A 20,301-nucleotide genomic window follows, 5' to 3' on the forward strand; every position below is an offset into this window, starting at 1 on the left:
TTTTAGCCAAGATCCGGTTCATCGCAGAGTGTAATGATTCCCGGCACTTTTCCTTCTGTTTCAAAAATCAGAATCGTATTCGTTCCTTTTTTTAAAAGCGGACCCGGAATATATAATCGTTTCTGTGGCCCAATTTCCCAGAATCTTCCAATATTAAATCCATTTACAAGAATGCAACCTTTTCCCCATCCGGTAAAATCAAGGAAGGTATCTCCCGTCTCATCTGCTTCGAAGCTAAATTCATAAAATCCCGGTGTACCAGGAACGGATGGAATTGTAAAATCAAGATGTTCCAGATGTTCCATCGGAAGCGTATATTCTTTCCAATAATAGTGATTATGACCATTAACCTGTACGCTTCCATCAATCCCTTTTCTCTGTCTTTCGAGATTCGGACCGAAATTTACTCTTCCCATATTTTCCATCAAAATAGAAAGTTTCTGTCCTTCCGGTTTATTCTCCTCCCATTTTATTTCATCAAGAAGTTCTCTGTCATACAGTGTAACAGTTGGGATTTCATCCACAAAAATGTTAGCTCTGTCGTTAGCTCCCCACAGCCGCAGTGTTTCCAATGGCCCTTCATCTTTCAACTGGCTTTCGTATAAAATATATCCGTATCCCTGATCCAGTTTTTCCATTGACACCGGGTATACACTCTCCATCGCTTTACTAATCCGGTCTTTGTTTCCGAATAAAGATGTGCTTCTTTTGACACGAAGTTTTCCATATGATTTTCTGCGAATTTCTGTACTAAGTTTTACTTCCGGAATTTCGGTATATTTCCGGATTACATTCTGGAATGCCGTATACTTCGCCGTAATCTGACCGTCTTCCGTCAGCAGTGCATCATAATCATAAGAAGTAACATCCGGTGTCAGCTCATCATAGTAATTGGATCCATTCGTAAAACCAAAATTGGTTCCACCTTCAAACATGTAGATATTCACATGGCCCTCGGAAAGAATTTCGTCCAGATCTTTTGCATGTTCTTCTAAATCACCGGTCTGATGCGTTTCTACACCCCAGTTATCAAACCATCCAACCCAGAATTCCATACACATCAGCGGTTTATCGCCGATTTTCTTTTTCATGACGGCAAACTGCTCTTTTCCTTTGGAACCAAAATTTCCGGTCTGTAAAACACCTTCCACTTTTCCGCAGTCAAAAGCATCTCCCCAAGGACCATCCGATGTAACCATCGGCACTTCACAGCCGCAGTCAATCATCAGCTGTTTCATGTAATCCAGATACGATTTGTCATCTCCGAAATATCCATATTCATTTTCCACCTGCATCAGAATAACAGAACCGCCCCGTGTAATCTGAAGCGGTGCGATCACTTCAAATAATTTTTCATAATATTCTTTCACATGTTGTAGAAATGGCGGATAGAAACAGCGAAGGCGCATGCCGTCTTCCTTCAGCAGCCAGTATGGCAATCCGCCAAACTCCCATTCTGCACAAATATAGGGAGATGGCCGGAGAATCACCATCAAACCAAGCTCCTGGGCCAGTTTTACAAATCTGGTAATATCCAGAATTCCGGAAAAATCAAACTTTCCTTTCTCTTTTTCGTGAAGATTCCATGGAATATACGTTTCCACCGTATTGCAGCCCAGAGCTTTTAATTTTTCCAGTCGGTCGCGCCAGTATTCCGGCACAGTACGAAAATAATGCATACCTCCGGAAATGATTTTTACTTTCTTTCCGTCCAGATAAAAATCTTCTTTTACTTCAAACGTCTTCATAGTTCCTCCTGTTTCTGAAATTTCCATCTTTTTTATGTTAAAAATAATATGTCTGCCAAATTTCCCGTGACCGGAACGGAAACATTTGACTCGCAAAAGGGAGACACCAGAGGCATCATGTCTTTTCCGGTATCTCCCTTATCTTGCTTATCATGAAATCACAGAATTATCTGCCAGGTTTTGTCGCTAACCTTTCTTGTTCTACGGTCAAGTGAACACCTTTTTTATTCACCTCTTGTGAAATCCGGTGTTCCATTTTCCTCTACAAAAGCATCTAAATCTTTCTGAATTGCTGCCTTTACATCGTCATAACCGGCCGCTTTCAGTTCTTCTCTCATCTGATCGACAGTTGCCTTCGGATCATCTACCTGACCATATGCCAGCTGCGGGATATATTTTGCGAGAACATTAGCCAGTGCTGCCTGCTTTGCCTCAATTGCAGTTGTATCAACAATCAGGTTTTCAAATGGATAATCATAACCGATTTTATCCAGCGAACTGATCAGATCATCGGTTCCATCCCACCAGCTTTCATCCTGCAGTTCCAGATCATCATTACGTCCCATCCAGAAATTGGAATCCAGGGCATCTGTACTGGAATCAAATCCATCTGGTCTGCCCAGCTTGCCATCTTCTGTTACAATATAATCCTCACCTTCAATACCATAGTTTAACAGACGATAGCACTCTTCATCATTTCTTAACAGATCATATACCATCAGGGCGCGTTCCGGATGTGTGGAGTTTGCACTGATAGCACATGCACCATGCTCTTTCAGCGGATGCTGTACGTTCTGATTTTCTTCGCCCCAGTAATAGAACTGCGGATCGGAACCCGGCTGTTTCTTCTCCATATTCGGAACAATCGTAGAATAATAGGTCTGGGCATGATGCTGATCCGCACCGGTTGTTCCGGCATAAAACTCTTCTCTGGTGTCTCCGTCAAAGTTCAGGACATCTTTTCTCCATACACCCATGTCATTCCATTCTTTCATCAGCTCTGCCGCATCATAAAGGCTGTCATCCTCTACATACGGAGACATAACGGTTGTCGGATCGTCCTGCATAACACCCCAGAAGTCTGTGTAAATACCAACACTGGCGCAATTGAATGCCGTATATTCCTTTTTCGAAGTAATATAGCCGCCAAGAATACCTCCCGTCTGGTTTTTGCCAGCGATATCCCACGGAATAACATCTTCCTTATTATCTTTAATATACTGGAAATACGTCGTCAGATCTTCAAATTTTGTAATTTTTCCATTTTCCAGACCTGCTTCTTTTGCCCAGTCTCCACGATAGAACATACCATGGTTCGTATACTGTGTATAGTGATCTTCCGGTATGAAATAAATTTCATCGTTATATTTGCAGATATCCCAGTCTCCGTCTGCGGATACCTGTTCCCAGGTCTTTGGCGCATATGTTTTCAGCATATCCTCGGAAAGTGGAAGAAATGCGCCCTTCTTTGTATTTTCCCATCCGTACAGCCAGTCCGTTGCCGTACAAATCAAATCCAGACTGCTGTCTCCACTCAACAGCTTCAGATTATACTGTGTCTGCCAGTCTGTCCATTCTATGTACGTAAACTCGAGTTCTGCATTTACTTTTTCCGTCAAAATCGGATTCAGTTTGTCCAGCATGGCTTCCAGTCTGCCATTGGTCGGTTTGTTTCCCAGCACCAGCATGTTAATTACTTCATGCTTGGAAGTATCAATACTTCCATCTTCCTTTACGCTTGTGTTGCCGGATCCGCTGCTTTCGGACCCACTGCTTCCGCATCCTGCCATACTTGCAATCATCAGGGAAGCCATTACCAGTGCTACTGCCTTTTTACCTGTTACGCGTTTTCTCATAGCGTCCTCCTTCTTTTCCTGCTTTTTCGGAATTTTATGTGAATCCCCATCAAAACACAGGGGAATCTCACATCATACTTTTTCCATGGTCAGCCTTTGACCGCGCCTACTGTAATACCAGAGATAAAGTATTTCTGTACAAACGGATACAGAAAGATGATCGGTCCGGTTGCAACAACTGCTGTTGCCATTTTCAATGTGTTAGATGGAAGGTCTGCCACACTGACATTTGCACCTGCTACAGAGTTTTTCAGTGCATTTGCTGTATTGATGATCTGATATAAGTAGTACTGTAATGGTTTATAGGTTACAGAACTGTTCAGATACAGAGAAGAAAGATACCATTCATTCCAGTATCCCAGTGCCAGAAAAAGTCCTACCGTTGCAAGTGCCGGCTTTAACATCGGGAAAATCAGTGATACGAAAATTTTAAAGTCTCCCGCTCCGTCAATTTTTCCGGATTCTGTAATTTCATATGGTACCGATTTTGCAAAATTCTTCATCAGAATGATCAGCCACGGAGACATTAACAGCTGTAAAAATACTGCCATATAACTTCCGTTTAATTTCAGGTACCTGGAAACCCAGATATAGGTTGGTGCCATACCGGCGGAAAACAGTGTTGTAAAGTAAATAAAAAATGACAATGCATTTCGAAACGGAAAGTCCTTTCTTTGTAATGCATAACCGGTCATCGCAATGATAAACAGACCAACAACTGTTCCGCATACCGTCAGTGCAATGGTAACTCCGTATGAGCCAAGAATCATTTTAGGTGAACGAAATACCAGTTCATATGCACTCAGAGTAAACCCTTTGGGTAAAAGCCCAAATCCCTCTTTCGCTACAATACTCTCGGTACTGAAAGATGCAGAAATAACCAGGATAAATGGAAGTAAGCAGATGAGCGCCCAAATACTCACAAATACGTAGGAGATAATTCGTAAAGCTCGCGTCCCTGGATCCAGTTTGATTTTATTACGATTTTTCATTTTCTTCTCCTCCTAAAACAGTGCATAGTCCGGATCAAGTCGTTTTACCACCCAGTTGCTGAACATAACCAGAACAAATCCAAAAATAGACTGATACAAACCTACGGCAGAAGATGTTGCAAAGTTATTCTGTGTCGTCATTGTACGGTATACAAAGGTTTCAATGATATCAGTTGTCGGGAACAACTGTGAATTCGCACCACCTGTCAGGTTCCAGAACAAACCAAAGTTTCCTTTCATGATTCCGCCAAGCGCAAACAGAAGCAGAATGATAAAGGTTCCTTTCAGGGAAGGAAGAATGATGTAACGAATTCTCTGCCAGCTGGTAGCGCCATCTACCTCTGCTGCTTCTACCATACTGGAATCAATACCGCAGATTGCCGCGAAATAAACAACAGAACCATAACCTGTTTGCTGCCACATGTTACAGAAAATAATGATGAAGGGCCATAAACCAGCTTTGCTGTAAATCTGTATTGGGTCAGCACCCGTTTCACGAAGAAGTGCATTTAATGCACCCGTGTCATAATTCAGAATATTAAATGCGATCGCCCCAATCAGTACAGCAGAAATAAAATACGGAAGGAACATGATTGTCTGTGATACCTTTTTAAAAAATTTACTTCTGATTTCATTCAGCATAAGAGCAATTACGATCTGAAAAACATTTCCAAGAAGAATAAAAACCAGATTGTATAAAATTGTATTTTTCGTTAAAGTCCACAATTCACCGGAAGAAATCAAAAATTCAAAGTTTGATAATCCTACAAAAGGGCTTCCAAAAATACCATCCCGAAAATTGTAACTCGTGAATGCAATCCATACGCCCGGCAATGGGCAATAGTTAAACACGATAAAAAAGATGACTGCTGGCAAACACATCAGAAGAAGTGTTTTGTTGTTGCGAAAAGTCTTCCATGCTCGATTCTTTTTACTGGGGACAGCCGGAAGAGCTGCTGTCGTTTGGTTCCTTTTTCCTTTCACGTTGCGTTCCTCCTATTTTGCAGTTTGTGAAAATTTGTCTGCACATAATTTGCAGCCTTTATATGAAACCGTTTTCACGTTTTTCCAAAAATAAAAGTGATCATGATGAATGTATCTTTGTTTTTACTGCTTTTCCTGTATATTATAACGATAATTCCATCTAAAAAGCACTTAACTTATACATCTTTCCAAATCACATATCTTTTTAATTGGCACTTTCGTGAAACCCTTTTCATATTTCGTACTATACTCCTTCCGCTTTGATTTGTCAACTTGTTTTTTGTATAATTTGCTTTCTTTTTTTTAAAGCCATCTGAATTAGTTGACAATTTGACAAATCACCCCTTTATTCCTCTATGTATATCCACTTTTTTTCTTTCTGAAAACGCGCTATTTACCGCCATTTTGATCTGTCGGTATCTCTCTTACAAAAGCCAAAATCTGTTCCAGGATCAATATCACCATGTCTGCAAACATTCCAAAATTAGTGCAAAAAAATTCTTCTCTCTGATGGTCTTTTAAAATCAAAGAGAAGAATTATCTGGCTATATGAAATTACATGCTTCTGAATCGATAATGTGATATTATTGCAATATCGTGGATTCGCGTACGATTAAACGCGACACACATTGCTGAATTTTCGGAATCTCTTCTCCTGAAAGAAGTTTTACCGCAGACGCAGCCAGCATTTTTCCAAAAGAAGCATAATCATAGCAAACGCTGGTAAGCTTCGGGTTAACAATATCTGACAGAAAGGTTCCGTCAAAGCTGACAAGCGATATATCCTGCGGAACAGACAAATGATGTTCCTCAATACACCGAAGAATTCCGATTGCGCTGAAATCATTGATTGCAATTACGGCAGTCGGCATCGTACGATTTTCCTGAAAGAGCTTTTCCATACACTGGTACCCCCCTTCGATGTTGTAATCCGAATCCGTTACATAGCGTTCTCTGTATGTGATTCCATTTTTACGAAGCAGCATACGATACCGCATTCGTTTATCATATGTTGACCGGATGTGATTTTTCCCGCCGATCAGTGCAATATGCCGATGGCCAAGCGAAAAAAGATGCTCCATGGCAAGGTCTACACTCGCCATTTCATCAATGCATACCTGATAACAAAGAGATCCTTCTATTTTTCCAGTTGTAATAATCGGTGTAGTGTCTGTGATTCGATCAAGCAAATCCACATATTCCAAATCTGTAACGAGCTGGTCTGATTTTCCTCCCATTAAAATAATTGCATCCACACGCAGGTCAAACATCTTCTGCAAATACTGTTCTTCCATTTCATAACTGCTCTGAGATGAAAATATCATGGGAACATATCCACTTGCACCAATTTCCTTTACGCATTCGTCCACAAGCTGTGCATAAAAGGGATTCATCATATCCGCTGCAAGAATGCCAATGATTTTTGTTCTTGCATTTGTCAGCCCCTGTGCTAGCGCATTGGGGCGATAATCATATTTTTGTATGATTTCCTCCACTTTTTTTCTTTTTTCCTCGCTTACCCGGGCATTTTTCGTCATGACCCGAGACACCGTCGCCGGCGAAACGCCTGCTTCTTTTGCAATAGTATAAATGTTTTTTTCTTTTTTCATAAATCGCCCTCTTGAAACTCTTACTCTATTCCAATTTTTTGAAACCCTTTTCATTTCAAATTCAAGGATAGACTTTTTGCACGTAAAAGTCAATCCTAAAGTCGCTATTTTACAAAAAATCCCTCTCTTTTCCATGGATTTTTCAGATGAACTCTTTATAATAAAAACCATAGGAACGTATAAAAATTGAAATATCATGATAAAAACAGGAGGTTATAAATCTATGAATACCCAAACAATTTATCTCCATCATTCCTGGAAATTTCACTATGGCGAAGAGCCGGATGCCTGGAAAAAAGACTATGATGATACTGGCTGGACAGCTGTCGAGCTTCCACATGACTGGTCTGTTGCAATGCCATTTTCCAGATCCTATTCCAGCGGCACCGGATATGCAGCCGGCGGCATCGGATGGTATCGTGGAACCTTTTCCCTGCCTGAGAAGTATCGTGGAAAACGCATCGTGCTGCTGTTTGACGGTGTCTACAAAGAAAGCCAGGTCTGGTTCAACAGTTATTATCACGGCTTTCATCCCAATGGATACACACCTTTTTTCTATGACATAACATCCCAGGCTGTTTTTGGTACAGATGGTATCAATGAAATCAGCGTCCGTGTAGACCGGACAGAGATTTCAGATTCCCGATGGTTTACCGGTTCCGGAATCACAAGAAAGGTAACGCTCCTTGTTACAGATCTTCTTCACGTTACACCATATGGCACCTGCTTTTCCATAAACAGGGCAGATAAAATCTCAGCGGATCTTTCTATCACAACAGAGATCTGTAATATGGAAGATCAGGAAACCTCTTTTTCACTGGTCCAGTATCTGCGTGATCAAAATGGAAACACGGTGTTTTTCGCCGAGCAGAGAGCCACTCTTCTTCCTGGAGAAACCGCAAAACTAAAGACTGAAGGAACGGTAGCACAGCCAACACTGTGGTCTCCGAAACATCCATCTTTATATACACTCGAAACATGGCTCCACAAAGCCAAGGATGACTCCGCCTTTCTTGCAGACAAGTTCCGTGTAGGTATCCGCACCTTCCGTTTTGATGCCGATTATGGATTCTTTCTGAATGAAATCCCCATGAAAATTAAGGGGGTCTGCGTTCACCACGATGCCGGTGCACTCGGTGCCGCCGTTACAAAAGAAATCTGGATACGCCGCCTTGAAAAGCTCAAAGAAATGGGCTGCAATGCCATCCGTATGAGCCATAATCCGCATATGCCGGAACTGTACGATCTATGTGATGAAATGGGCTTTCTTGTTATGGATGAAGCATTTGATGAGTGGGAAGGGCCAAAAAACAAATGGTCTACCGGTCATAATGTTTATCCTCCAAAGCATCAGGGATATTACAAGTACTTTCCTCAGTACCAGAAAGAAGATCTGTCTGCTATGGTATTGCGCGACCGAAATCATCCAAGTGTAATTCTCTGGAGCATTGGAAATGAAATTGATTATCCAAATGATCCTTACTGCCATCCTCTGTTTCAGACCATGACCGGAAACAATGATGCAAACAAGCCTGCCGCAGAGCGCGTATACAATCCGGATCGGCCGAATGCAGAGCGATTAAAAGCACTGGCTTCCATGCTTGCTTACGAAGTACGCGCAGTGGATCCTACGCGCCCGGTTACACTGGCTGCCGCTTTTCCGGAGCTCTCTGCAAAGATCGGTTTTCTGGATGCCCTCGATGTTGCCGGATACAATTATAAAGAACATTTATACGAGGAAAGCCACTGTGATTTTCCTTCGCTCCCATTTTTAGGCAGCGAAAACGGACATGATCTTGCTGCCTGGCATGCGGTAACCGAAAACGAATATATCAGCGGACAGTTTCTCTGGACAGGCATTGATTATATGGGAGAGGCACACGGATGGCCGCTTCGAGCTTCTGAAGCCGGGCTTCTTACGATGGCTGGCTTTGAAAAATCCGGGTTTTACCGGCGGATGAGCTTCTGGTCATCCAAACCGATGTGCCATCTTTCCACACAGCGGGCAGACTCCATGAGAGAAAGCTGGCAGCCATTATTCGAAAGCTGGAATTACTGTGATGGAGAAGATATCGAAGTCCGCTGCTACACAAACCTTTCCGAAGCGGAATTATTCTTAAACGGAATCAGTCTCGGCAAAAAGGAGGCTTCCTATACTGAAGATTCGATTCGCTGGATCGTTCCCTTTCAGCCGGGCACGCTGATGGTTCTTGCTTCTGGAAAGCTTGCGGCACAAAAGGGCGGGGCTTCCTGTACTTTTGAAGCAAAGGATGAGCTGAAAACGACTTCTATGCCTTGTGCCCTGCAGATCCGACCCTGGAAGCCGTCCAAAGAAAATTCCGCTGTTTTACCGGAAAATCCGCTTCTGCAGTTCGAAGTTTATGCCGCCGACAGAGATGGTGCTTTCTGCTTCGGAGATTCCTCCATGGTTCAGGTAACGACAGACGGAGGCGTCCTTCTTGGAATTGAAAACGGAAATGCTGCAGACTGCACCGAGTATGCTTCTTCCTGCCGCCGGTTGTACCATGGACGACTGATTTTCTATGTCCGCCGCTCTTTTGCAGATCACCCGGTTACCGTGCAGGTTTCTTCAGAACTGCTAAAATCCAATTCTGTTACTATTTTCTGAAAGGAGTAACGACAGACTTTATGTGGAAATCCTTTTACAATCCAGATCTGGGCAAAGTAGAAACGCCACAGGGAACGATGACTCTCCCAAAGATTTTTCTTCCCCTGTTTCTGGAAATGTTTTTGATGAATCTGATGAGCACCGTCAATACTTTTACTTTGTCCTTTTATTCCGATGAAGCAGTTGCTGCCGTTGGTTCCGCCGGACAGTTTATGGGCATGATTCTGAATTTCTATTCCGTAATCAGTACCGGTGCGTCCATCGTAATCAGCCAGAATCTTGGTGCCAAAAAGGAAAAAAATGCATCCGATGCTGCTTTCTGTGCGCTGTTTGCAGGTGCCGGGTTAAGCGTTCTCCTTGGTGCTACACTTTCGTTCTTTTCCATGCCCCTGATGCGGCAGATGAATTTATCCGGCCAGGTATTAACATATGCCTCTTCTTACCTGAGAATCTGCATTCGTGTTTCCTTTTTTGCCGCGTTCGTGTCCATCTGCAGTGCCATATTTAAAAGCTATGGAAAGCCCAAAATATCGGTATTTGTTACCCTTGGAATGAATGCGCTGAATGCCCTTTTAAATTATCTGATCGTCTTTCAGCCGGTCGAACTGCCGCTTCACGGCGTAGAAGGGATTGCCTGTGCCTATGCCTTCAGTGAGGGCTGTGCCGCTTTTACCATGCTTCTGCTGCTCCTGGTTCTTCCGCTTGGCCTTGACTTCCGTCATAAGTCCATACGCAGCAGTTTCCGGATTTTACCAAAAGTGCTTCAAATCGGAATTCCAGGCGGTATCAGTACGCTTTCCTATTCTGTATCCCAGGTAGTGACAACCTCCATTATTGCACTTGTCGGTGTGCAGGCTGTTTCCGCCAAAATTTATGTTTCCACACTTGTTTTTTACGTGTATGTCCTAGGCCTCTCCCTTGGTCTTTCGACCTCGTTGCTGATCAGCTGGCTTACCGGCGCCGGAAAATACGAACAGGCTTATCAGCTGAATTTGCAGAATTTAAAAATCACAATTTTGCTGAATGCCTGCCTATCCACGCTCCTTGCCTGCTTTGGTTCCGTGCTGCTGCGGATCTTTACAGACGATCCTGCGATCCTTTCGATCGGACATACCATTTTGTTTTTTGATATTTTCGTGGAAATTTTTCGAGGCTTTAATCACATTGAGGAAAATTCCTTGCGCGGAGCAGGCGATGTGGTTTTCCCTATGGGTGTTTCCATTCTCTCCTGCTGGCTGATGAGTGTATTCTTCTCCTATCTGCTTGGTGTAAAAATGGGATTCGGATTATTCGGATGCTGGATCGCTTTTGGCATGGATGAGGCGTTCCGTGGTGTAAATTATCTGATCCGGTGGCGATCACGCAAATGGATGAAAAAAACCGTTGTTATTTCTGAAGAAAATACAATCTGGCCTTAAAAGGCTCCAGCTTCTCGTTGATTTTTCATTCGAGAAGCTGGAGCTTTCCGCTGTTGTTCATCTGCCCTAAAGCATTTTTTTGTATTATTATTTGATACGTTTCAGTTCATACTGTCTCGTACCAAGACCAATTTTCTCTGCCTGGTCAAGGGTTGCCTGCCATTCAATATTCGGATTGGAATCCTTGAAATGATCGTGGTGGCAATGCCATCCCGGCTCTGCAAGATGCTCGCCAAGCTGACTGTTTTCGATCGGAGTTGCCTTCAGGCAGGCATCGGCACACGCCTGGTCAATGGCAACCGGGTCGAAGCTTGCAAACATTCCGATATCCGGCAGGATCGGAGCATCGTTCTCCCCATGGCAGTCACAGTTCGGGCTGATATCCTGTACCAGAGAGATATGGAAACACGGACGTCCATGACAGACAGCCTGTGCATACTCAGCCATTTTCCGGTCGAGAAGCTCGTTTGCACTGCTGTTTGGATTATAAACCGCATCAAAACTGCAGGCACCGATGCAGCGGCCGCATCCTTTGCATTTGTCATAGTCAATGACTGCTTTTTTATCCACATAGGAAATTGCATCGCTTCCGCATTCTTTTGCACAGCGGTGGCAGCCACGACAGACATCCGTATTGATCGCCGGTTTTCCACTGGCATGCTGCTGCATCTTTCCGGCGCGGCTTCCGCATCCCATACCGATATTTTTCAGTGCACCGCCAAAGCCCGTTGCTTCATGGCCTTTGAAATGGCTCAGACTGATAAAAATATCTGCGTCCATGATCGCATGGCCAATCAATGCTGTTTTGCAGTATTCTCCGTTGACAACCGGAACCTCAATTTCATCGGTTCCTCGCAGTCCATCTCCGATGATAATCTGGCATCCTGTGGTAATGGTATTGAATCCGTTCAGATTTGCGCAGTCAAGGTGCTCCAGGGCATTTTTTCTGCTGCCCGGATATAACGTATTGCAGTCTGTCAGGAACGGAAGACCTCCCTGCTCTTTACAGAGATCTGCAACCACTTTCGCATAATTCGGACGAAGAAACGCCATGTTTCCCAGTTCGCCAAAATGCATTTTGATTGCAACAAATTTACCTTCCATATCAATGTCTTTGACGCCAGCAGCGATACAGAGTTTTTTCAGCTTGTCAAGCTGACTCGTTCCCACAGGACATCGAAAGTCGGTAAAATAAACCGTTGACTTTTCCATTCTGTTATTCCTCCTAATTTGTCCTTTTTTATCAGAATAGCACTTTAAGCTTACTTGAAGTCAAGTGTGATTGTAATATGCATGGATCCAGTCATGCCCGAATGTTACAGTTTACTGCTACCCAGCAATCTGTAATATTTGCAGTCCTCATAGAAAGTTTTGCTTCGTAAAAGGAAGATTTGTAGTATTCTGTAAAGTTCATGCACTTGTCTTTTTTCAGGATTTTTCGTATACTGAAGGTAGTTTTAAAAAAATCAGAGTACAGAGTAAACGAAAACCGTCTGTTTTCTTTTACTCCCTGGGAGGTCGCATTTATGATAAAGGCAGTATTATTCGATATGGATGGTATCCTGTTTGACACCGAGATTGTAATGAAAGAGGGCTGGCAAAAAGCTGCCCGGGAGCTGAATTTTACGCTCACGGAGGAACATCTCTCACAGATGCGCGGCAGCGCGCTTCCACGGAGCAGAAAGCTGTTTGAGGAGTGGTTTCACGGAAAGGTGACATACGATGAGGGACGCGCGATCCGCTCGGCGTATCTGAATGATTATATTCAGCGAAATGGTGTACCGGAAAAGCCGGGACTTCACGAGTTTCTTTCCTGGCTGAAGGAACATTCGATTAAAGTTGCGGTTGCCACTTCCACAACACGGCGCGTTGCGGAAGGATACTGGAAACAGTCTGGCATTGACCAGTATATCGATGCTTCAGTCTGCGGGGATGAGGTAATCAACAGCAAGCCGGATCCGGAAATTTTCTTAAAAGCAGCGTCTCTTCTGAAAGTTCCGATTGCTGCATGCATGGTAGCCGAAGACAGCATCAATGGTCTGAAGGCCGCGCGTGCAGCTGGCGCCATCTCCTGCATGATCCCGGATCTGACACCGTATACAAAAGAGCTTTTTCCATTTTGTGATTATGTGAGTCCTTCTCTTTTGACCTGTAAAGAAATTCTGCTGCAGACTCCGGAAGCGGACAAACTGAAAAGCTGGAAGTAAAAAATCATACATAAATTCAATTATTTTACTGTAAGAAAGTCCTCCACACAGAATCTTTCTGCTGCGGAGGACTTTCTTTAACACGTTTTCATCATCTGTTCGTTTATTCTACATCTACCGGCGAATCATACGATTCCATAACATTGTAGATCTGTTCTGCTGCTGTTGTACGCAGTTTCTGCTGTGTGCTCTGGTTTGCGCATTTTTCGTATTCACGCATGAAGGCAGTTGCTGCGGTGTCAACATCTTCGGCATTTTTCAGTCTGTCCAGCAGATTCGGATTGTAGTCGGAAAGGTAGGCCATCAGACTGTCGAGCTGGCCGGACAGGCTTCCAAGGCTCTTTCCAAGATCAATGGTATATCGGCACAGATACTCTTTGATCGTTGGATCTGTAAAACCACAGAGACCATATCCATATCTTCCGCCACTGTAAAGGCCAAAACGGGAACTTCGGATCACTTCGTCACGGGAAATGATTCCGGCGTCAACAAGGTTCGTGTACTGCTCTCCGCTCAGGCTTGTGCGGCTGGTAGAGCCATACTCAAGCAGTGTCGGATTGAGGTCTGTGGATGCCTCGTTTGCAATATTTCCCATAATACCGGCGGCTCCTTCTTTTGTAAATCCGTGCATCAGGAAGTAATTCCAGATCTTTTCTGCGTTCGTTCCGCCGATTTCATCGTCGGCTGCAAAACGACGGATCGTCAGAATCGTGTCACAGTCCACCGGGCGGTCGCAGGTGATACCGGCGTTTTCATTCAGCGCTTCTACGATTTTTCCTTCTCCGTCATACAGCGCCACATGGCCATTATAGCAAATAACATCGCCTGCGCGTGCCTCATCCAGGCTTGCAACCTCCGTTCCAAGGCTGCGCCATCCGCCGGAGGTCGTATATTCACCGTCGTACGCACCGCAACGGGTCAGAATCTGCCATACAAAATGAGAGCAGTCAATACCGTCCGTCAGGGAGTTTCCACCCCAGACGTATGGTCTGCCAACGAACTGTTTTGCAAATGTGATAATACCGTTTCCGGTTGAGGTTTTTACTTCATAAACCGTTTCTTTTTTATAGGGAAAGGCTTCATTTTCAGACGGATCGATCACCTGATCCGCCAGTTTCATCTGATCCTCTCCGGTGCCGGTTACATATTCCAGCGCCTCTTTTCCCTGCTGCAGATAATCCGTACGGACAAAACCGCGGACGTCGCCCGATTCAATATAAACCCACTCCTGATCCGCATCGGCGATCACAAAGCAGAGTGCCTTTGCCGGAAGTGTTCCCACGATCCGTGCGCTGGTGGAACCGCTTTCGCGGACGTTTAATCTGGTATCGACCTTTGCGTAGGCGTACGCTTTGTCGACCTGTGCGAAACCTGCGCGGAGATCTTTTTTCATGGAGCTGATATATTTTCCGTAATCAATCGTCTGAATCCAGTCATCCGCCTGTGTCTCATCATTTTTCGGTGTTTCTGTCGGTGCTGGTGCAGGCGTCTCGGTTGGCACCGGTGTTTCTGTTGGTTCCGGGGTTTCGGACGGGGCTGGAGTCGGCGTTTCACTTGGGGATGGCGTTACCGACGGTTCTGGAGTTTCGCCTGGAGTTGGTTCCGGGGTTTCACTTGGAGATGGCTCCGGCATCTCGCCTGGATTCGGGTCTTCCGGTGTCTCCGTTGGAGTCGGATCCTCTGTCGGTTCTGGCGTTTCCGGTACTTTTGGCTCCTCTGTGGAAGCGGCATTTTCATCCTGAGATGGTACGGACGGTTCTTCTGCTGGTGTCTCGGTTTCCTGTGTTTCTACAGCCGGAACAACGGCTTCTTCTGTGTTTCCGTTTTCCGTTTCACTTTGCGTGGCCGGTGCATCCGCCTGATCTTTCTGCGTTTCCTGCACCGTTTTCGCTGTCTCCTCTGCATGCGCCGGTGCAGCCGAACCGAGAAGCATTCCGGCTGCCACGCCGAACGCTGTTACCGTTGTGCCAAATTTTTTCTTTGAAATCATATATGTTTTGCTCTCCTCTCTGCTGTTTGTCGATTTCTGCCTGCCATTTTCTGCTTTTGAGGCCGTTCGAATGAAATCACGAAAATGTATCGTTCCTGTAAAGTCTGGCCTCTTTTTTTGAAGATAAACCAAAAATGATATCATTCATTTTCATTGTGCAAAAATTTCACGTATTTTCTATATTGTATCACAGACAACAGCAGATGCAAAGAAACAAATCACATATTGAGGAATTTTTCTGTTTAACGCGTGAAATTGAGAGAGATTCTCTGTAAATTCTCAGGAACCGGACGGAATGCGGATCAGAAGCCGTTTTCCATTCTGCTCTGATACCGTCAGAACCGGAATATGTTTCTTGCGGAGCTGGTGCATGACCGGATAGGCCGCAAAGAGATCACCGCTGACACAGACAGCCTCCGGCTTTTCTTTTAACAAGTCCGACAGGTATTCCCGCAGGCGTATCTTCCATTCTGCTTTTTCAAGTGATGACACGGCATAACTGCCACAGATGTTCAGTTCCGGGGCCTCCGGCAGCGGTTTATGAAGAATAACTGCATGCTCCATGCCCGGCATCTGCCGCAAAAGCGCGTCATCCGCATCAATCGCATCGGTACCGATGTGGATCAGAACCGGTGCTTTTGGCATTCCCGCAAGGCTGATGCGACAGGCAGCGACGGCATCGTCAAGCGTTTCTGCGGTGAGAAGAAATCCTCCTTTGTGGCAGAAAGACACATCGGAAAGCCCCGTCGCTTCCTGCAGTGCTTCTTTTTCCAGGCCAAGCCATGTTTCCGGAAAATCATACTTGTAATTGAATGAATTTTCTTTTCGAACCGGCTGCACGCAGTAACCGCCGCGATTCGATGGGAATATCAGAAATGCAATTTCAGTCGCGGAAAGCTGTTTCTGACATGGAAAAAATTCCGACAGAATCAGAATCTTTTCATCCATTGTTCCTGCCTTTTTCTCCGCTGCGATCCGCTTCCTGTGTTCGGCAAGAAGAGCTGCAAACTGCTGCTCCGCCCGCTCATCCGCACGAAAACGCTCCCATTTATGTTCCAAAATCCGTCCGGCCACTGCCACCGCTTCCAGGAAAGCAGCATCGCTTCCGCTGTTATCATCCCATACCGGATTGAACATGCCGATCATACTGGCGAGTTCATTCTTTTCTCCTGTATTATCATTGAGATCGAGCGGCTGTACAAACTTCTCGTCAAACCGCGCGGCCATCTCCGGACTTAAAATTTCTGTGCCAAGTGCCTCCCATAAAAGGCCAAACGCCGCGTACGGAACCTGGTTTTCCCGGATCCGGCTGTCTTTCTGGTGATGGTCGTATTCTCCTCTCCCAATATCAAAAACAATCCCGTCAAAATCCTCCGGCACACGATTTCCGCGCTGGATGGTAAGCTGCGGATTAAAATGCAGAAGCAGTGCCGCAGAGAACACATCATCCGCATGAAATTTTCCGCCGTGCGTAAAAGCAGCGGCATTTTCTTTTTGTATCTGTTCTAATAATGTCATAAAATTCCAACTTCCTTTTTCTTAAGATCTGCTCTATTTTACTCTATCTGGCGGCTGTTTCGCAACGGTTCTATGTAAAGAAAAGTTTGAAAACTTCCTGGCGCATATTTATTAAAAATCATTTCCGCAGTCTGCACACTTATCTACGAAAATTCTTTTGTGGGTATTTGGAAAATCAAAATGAGCGGCTCCTCTTCCAAGGTTCCGCTCATTTTGATTTTTCTTCCTTTCATACCTGAATCCGGTCTGCAGCTGCATCACACATTGCAATCCGTTTTCCATCCATGCCAAGGATCAATCCACCGTTTATTCTCTGGATGACCTGTACGGTGCTGCCTTCTTTGATTTTACGGCTTCGGAGGAAATCCAGAACATCAGGGATTCCAAACATCCATTTGATGGTACAGATATCACCGGTTTTTTTCTTTGAAAGTGCCTGCATGGTATCCCTCCTTTTTACTTTTTCTATATTGTATTCCCTGAGGAAATATTTAGTCAATAAGAACAATTGGGATACGCTTCTAACTAAAGTTTGTGTGCAAAGCGCTAGAGTGTGTTTGAAAAAGGCTTTTCGTAGTCTGCATGTTCCAATTTGTGGGAGATTTTGTCTGAATGAAGGAGGCGTAGCGGGCTACGGCGACTGAATGAGGGCAAAATATACCGCAAATTGGGGCGTGCAGGCTGCGGAAATGGTTTTTCAAACACACTCTAGTTTTTCAATCAGAGAAAGAGTTTGATGCACGCGATCGCAATCGAAGCCACAGCCACGATCCGTTTCAGCAGCGTCTGGTTGATTTTCGTTGCATTTTTGCTTCCGGCAAAGACACCGATGCCATGTGCGACCAGAAGTACCGGTAAAAGCAAAAAGACTTCTTTGTTTCCGGCGGCCGCGATCAGATAGCCTGCCGCAGACGGTACGGCGATGAAAATCGAATCAAACAAGGAAATACCGACCGCGGTGTGCGCCGGAATACCGAGCAGTGTCAGAATCGGCATTACAAGCACCGGCCCGCCTGCACCGGAGGCGGCACAGACAGCACCGGTTACAGCACCAAGTACCAGGAAAAACGGAACGCTCTGGACTGCTTTTTTCTCTGTATTTCCCGGCTTGTCTTTCCGAAGCAGGATGGAAATTCCGGAGAGCAGAACAACGAGATATAGAATTATTTTCATCGTGTCCGCCGGAATCAGAAGGTTGATCTTGACACCGGCAAGCGCGCCGACAAAACTTCCGGCCGAAAGCACACCTGCCGTTTTCAGGTCAAGGTTCCCGCTCTTATAATAATTTACCGATCCCAGAATGCCGGAAATCAGAAATGCCGCAAAGCTGAGTGCCAGGGACGCGTAGGACGGCATATCCAGAAATCCGGCGTAGAACATCGGAAGCAGAAATCCTGCGATTCCCGTCAGGCCGATACAACCGCCGACCACGAAATTCAGAAGGATCATCAGAATCAGATTTAACATAACTATAGATTCTCCTTATGGTGTAATTTTTTCAGCTTGTTCAAAATACCGCTCTGCCTTAGCAAGAATCCGTGCTTCATCAAGAGTCTGCACGGCACGGTCTTTCATCAAAGTCTTCCCATGTACTACATTGTCGCAGACATCCGCTGCTGTCACGCACTCGAGCAGTGTATTGACAAGATTTCCGGTCGGATACAGATGCGGCTGGCGAAGCGAAATCGTGATAAAGTCCGCCTCTTTTCCAACAGCGATACTTCCGCCGTTTTCATGCAGATAGTCATATCCGCCCTGTGTCGCCATGCGGAGGATTTTCGCTGCCGGCATGACTGCCGCCTCGCTGATACCGACACCGCGTCCGACGTTCATCACGGAACGGAAAATTTTCATCTCATTCCAGAGACTGAGTCCTCCATGCGCCGCGCCATCCGTTCCAAGGCCGACGGTGATGCCGCGCTGCAAAAGAGCCGGCGTATCCGGTACTCCTTTTCCACAGTTGCTGAACGGGCAGTGGCATGTTTTTACCTCATACTTCTTCAGCAGATCCTTCTCATTTTCCGAGAGCAGAATGCAGTGCGCCGCCAGAAAACGCTCATCCAGCACACCAAGCTTTTCCAGGTACTCGATTGGCCGCACTCCAAAACGCTGCAGAAAGAAATTGATCTCGTTCGGATATTCGTTCATATGCGCCTGCAGCAGGGCGCCACGCTCTTTCGCATGACCGGCTGCCTTTAAAATCAGCTCTTCTGTACAGCTGATCAAAGACCGAAGAGAATAGGCGACTTTTAAGTTCCCTTTTCCATGGTACGCGTCATACAGCGCATCTGTCTGCGCCACATTCTGATCGGCGGTATGGCGGATAACATCCGGCAGTGACGCATCATCCATGGTAGATGCAGATAACAGGCCACGCAGCCCGGACTGCAGATAGACATCTGCTGCGCTCTCCATAAAGTAGCTTCCTGCGTCCACAAACGACGTCGTTCCGGATTTGATCATCTCCAATGCCGCAAGTTCGGCACTAAGTTCCATCTTTTCCGGCGTCAGGGTACTCTCAAACGGCAGCATAATGCGCGTCCAGATCATCGGAAGCGCGTCGAGAATCTGTCCCTTTAAAAGCTGCTGCCCCGTGTGCATGTGGCTGTCGCAAAGACCGGGCATCAGAAGCTTTCTGCTTCCGTCAAGAAGCTCAGTTTCCTTATTTCCGGAGAGCGTTATTTCTTCTCCTTCCTGATACGGACGGATGGCAGAAATGATCCCGTTCTCTGTTTCGACGATCTGCCCTCTGGCGATTGTCATATCGTGCAGAAGCACAGAGGTATTCGTTACGATCAGTTTTCCCATAACTGGTTTCCTTTCTTTTTCTATAACAGCAGGAGCCTGCCTCATCCCATTTTCTGTCTGGGAAGAGCCGGGCTCTGTTTCTCTTGCGTAGTGTTTAAATCGTTCCTGTCAGCATCATGACAACCTGTGCAATCACAGCGGAACCGATAAAGGTTCCTGTCATAACAAAGACGCCGATCAGAATCATTTTCCATCCCTGTTTTGCGAAGGTTTTTACCTGGTCGCCGATGGAAATTCCGGCATACGCACCTACCATGGTAAGCGGAGCTGTAAAGTTAATTTTGCCGACTGCGTCGATCACAAACTGTCTTGCCGGTGAAATTGGAGATGCAGCAAGCAGGCCGAGAATGGAAACGTATGCTACAATCGGAAGCTTCAGCGGAATCAGTTTGCTTACCACAACACCGACACAAGAAATCGCCAGCAGAATCAGAATCCCCGGAAGAGAATCCAGAAAGTTTACCTGAAATCCAACCAGATTGGCAAGTCCGATTCCAAGACCGGACAGTAAAAATAAGAATCCCCATTCAATATATCTCAT

15 protein-coding genes and 2 pseudogenes are annotated in these 20,301 nt (G+C 45.3%); 4 read left to right on the top strand and 13 right to left on the bottom strand.

Translation table 11 applies throughout. From position 1 onward, the window contains the following. Positions 1-2: 2 nt before the first annotated feature. The 5 genes from DWX00_RS00630 to DWX00_RS00650 form a co-directional block, all read right to left on the bottom strand. Entirely contained in the window at positions 3-1,748 is a 1,746-nt protein-coding gene (locus DWX00_RS00630; protein ID WP_117508907.1) for a glycoside hydrolase family 35 protein, read from the bottom strand. Between the two features lie 224 nt (positions 1,749-1,972). Next, positions 1,973-3,604 (bottom strand): extracellular solute-binding protein, encoded by a 1,632-nt coding sequence (locus DWX00_RS00635; protein WP_117508906.1) that lies wholly within the window; start codon positions 3,602-3,604, stop codon positions 1,973-1,975. An 89-nt stretch (positions 3,605-3,693) separates the two neighbouring features. Continuing rightward, positions 3,694-4,596, bottom strand: coding sequence for a carbohydrate ABC transporter permease (locus DWX00_RS00640; RefSeq protein ID WP_117508905.1), 903 nt, complete (start codon positions 4,594-4,596; stop codon positions 3,694-3,696). Between the two features lie 12 nt (positions 4,597-4,608). Continuing rightward, on the bottom strand, positions 4,609-5,580 hold the full coding sequence (locus DWX00_RS00645; RefSeq protein ID WP_117508904.1) for an ABC transporter permease: 972 nt from the start codon (positions 5,578-5,580) through the stop codon (positions 4,609-4,611). Between the two features lie 584 nt (positions 5,581-6,164). After that, entirely contained in the window at positions 6,165-7,190 is a 1,026-nt protein-coding gene (locus DWX00_RS00650) for a LacI family DNA-binding transcriptional regulator (protein WP_117508903.1), read from the bottom strand. Positions 7,191-7,413: 223 nt separating this feature from the next. Here DWX00_RS00650 and DWX00_RS00655 point away from each other — a divergent pair, with 223 nt between their 5' ends. Both DWX00_RS00655 and DWX00_RS00660 read left to right on the top strand, forming a co-directional pair. Next, positions 7,414-9,819 (top strand): glycoside hydrolase family 2 TIM barrel-domain containing protein, encoded by a 2,406-nt coding sequence (locus DWX00_RS00655; RefSeq protein ID WP_117804956.1) that lies wholly within the window; start codon positions 7,414-7,416, stop codon positions 9,817-9,819. A 20-nt stretch (positions 9,820-9,839) separates the two neighbouring features. Beyond that, positions 9,840-11,237: an MATE family efflux transporter gene (locus DWX00_RS00660; protein ID WP_117508901.1), complete on the top strand. Its 1,398-nt coding sequence runs from the start codon at positions 9,840-9,842 to the stop codon at positions 11,235-11,237. An 87-nt stretch (positions 11,238-11,324) separates the two neighbouring features. On the opposite strand, the gene DWX00_RS00665 is transcribed toward DWX00_RS00660, so the two are convergent. Continuing rightward, a complete protein-coding gene (locus tag DWX00_RS00665) occupies positions 11,325-12,449 on the bottom strand; it encodes a DUF362 domain-containing protein (RefSeq protein ID WP_117804955.1) in 1,125 nt (374 codons plus the stop codon). Positions 12,450-12,763: 314 nt separating this feature from the next. On the opposite strand from DWX00_RS00665, the gene DWX00_RS00670 reads away from it, so the two are divergent. Beyond that, a complete protein-coding gene (locus DWX00_RS00670; RefSeq protein ID WP_118594451.1) occupies positions 12,764-13,444 on the top strand; it encodes an HAD family hydrolase in 681 nt (226 codons plus the stop codon). 103 nt (positions 13,445-13,547) lie between these two features. Here the strand turns inward: DWX00_RS00670 and DWX00_RS00675 are convergent, their stop codons facing one another. The 4 genes and pseudogenes from DWX00_RS00675 to DWX00_RS20490 all read right to left on the bottom strand — a co-directional run. Next, the gene (locus tag DWX00_RS00675) at positions 13,548-15,434 is read right to left on the bottom strand and encodes a phage tail tip lysozyme (protein WP_118594452.1); all 1,887 of its coding nucleotides are present in this window, start codon (positions 15,432-15,434) and stop codon (positions 13,548-13,550) included. A 279-nt stretch (positions 15,435-15,713) separates the two neighbouring features. Next, positions 15,714-16,952: an MYG1 family protein gene (locus tag DWX00_RS00680; RefSeq protein ID WP_118594453.1), complete on the bottom strand. Its 1,239-nt coding sequence runs from the start codon at positions 16,950-16,952 to the stop codon at positions 15,714-15,716. 229 nt (positions 16,953-17,181) lie between these two features. Beyond that, a complete protein-coding gene (locus DWX00_RS00685) occupies positions 17,182-17,394 on the bottom strand; it encodes a ferrous iron transport protein A (RefSeq protein WP_022461118.1) in 213 nt (70 codons plus the stop codon). Positions 17,395-17,473: 79 nt separating this feature from the next. Then, a pseudogene (locus DWX00_RS20490) lies at positions 17,474-17,593 on the bottom strand (DUF6783 domain-containing protein); the annotation flags it as partial. On the opposite strand from DWX00_RS20490, the pseudogene DWX00_RS20495 reads away from it, so the two are divergent. Then, a pseudogene (locus tag DWX00_RS20495) lies at positions 17,561-17,689 on the top strand (DUF6783 domain-containing protein). The pseudogenes DWX00_RS20490 and DWX00_RS20495 sit on opposite strands and share 33 nt — an antisense overlap. Here the strand turns inward: DWX00_RS20495 and DWX00_RS00695 are convergent. From DWX00_RS00695 to DWX00_RS00705, 3 genes are all read right to left on the bottom strand, one after another. Next, complete coding sequence (locus DWX00_RS00695) at positions 17,673-18,419, bottom strand: sulfite exporter TauE/SafE family protein (protein WP_118594455.1); 747 nt, start codon at positions 18,417-18,419, stop codon at positions 17,673-17,675. The pseudogene DWX00_RS20495 and the gene DWX00_RS00695 sit on opposite strands and share 17 nt — an antisense overlap. A 15-nt stretch (positions 18,420-18,434) precedes the next feature. Next, positions 18,435-19,760: an amidohydrolase family protein gene (locus DWX00_RS00700; RefSeq protein WP_118594456.1), complete on the bottom strand. Its 1,326-nt coding sequence runs from the start codon at positions 19,758-19,760 to the stop codon at positions 18,435-18,437. Between the two features lie 94 nt (positions 19,761-19,854). After that, positions 19,855-20,301 carry a hypothetical protein gene (locus tag DWX00_RS00705; RefSeq protein WP_118594457.1) on the bottom strand — a complete coding sequence of 149 codons (447 nt, stop codon included), beginning with the start codon at positions 20,299-20,301 and terminating at the stop codon, positions 19,855-19,857.

This window comes from Blautia sp. AF17-9LB (genome assembly GCF_003479185.1).
Lineage (GTDB): Bacteria > Bacillota > Clostridia > Lachnospirales > Lachnospiraceae > Fusicatenibacter > Fusicatenibacter saccharivorans.